Source organism: Halomonas sp. V046, from assembly GCF_052645355.1.
The window spans coordinates 1-683 of the sequence record NZ_JBQXYF010000047.1; the positions used below are offsets into that span (position 1 = coordinate 1).

General features: G+C 66.5%; 1 protein-coding gene. It reads left to right on the forward strand.

Going from position 1 to position 683, the window contains the following annotated elements; translation table 11 throughout:
• The coding region (locus tag ACUN9Y_RS22150) for a VCBS domain-containing protein (protein ID WP_445462906.1) at window positions 1–683 on the forward strand (683 nt) is incomplete at both ends.

A 683-nucleotide genomic window follows, 5' to 3' on the forward strand; every position in this document is an offset into this window, starting at 1 on the left:
GAGGAGACCGCCACGGTCGGCGGTAACGTGATCGAGGGGGCCGCCAACGACGCCGGGGCCGACACCCTGGGGGCCGACCAGACCACCGTCACTGCCGTTTCCAGCGACAATGAGAGTGCCAACACCGCGACCACCAACGCCGATGGCGATCTGGTGATCGAGGGCGAGTACGGCACCCTGACCCTCGCCGCCGATGGCAGCTACAGCTACGCCCTGGACAACACCAACCCGGCGGTGCAGGGACTGGACGGCGACGAGTCGGTCACCGAGGTGTTCAGCTACACCCTGACCGATGCCGACAACGACACCAGCAGCACCCGTCTGACGCTGACCATTAATGGCCAGGAAGACGACGCGCCGACGGTGACCGTGACCGACACTGACGGTACGGTGACCGGTGCCGACAACAGCGTGGAAGAGGCCAGCGGTGCTACCGTCACCGGCAGCTTCAGCGTCGGCGGCAGCGCAGGCCTGGCGAGCGTCACCATCGGTGGCGTGGAGCTGGTCGGGGCGGACTTCAGCACCCCGGTGACGATCCCCAATACCGATGGCCAGGGCAGCCTGACCATCACCGGCTTCGATGCCCAGAGCGGCACCTTCCAGTACAGCTACACCGAGACCGGTGGTGCGGCGAGCCACAACGCCGCGGATGACAATGTCGTCGACAGCTTTGCGATCGTGGT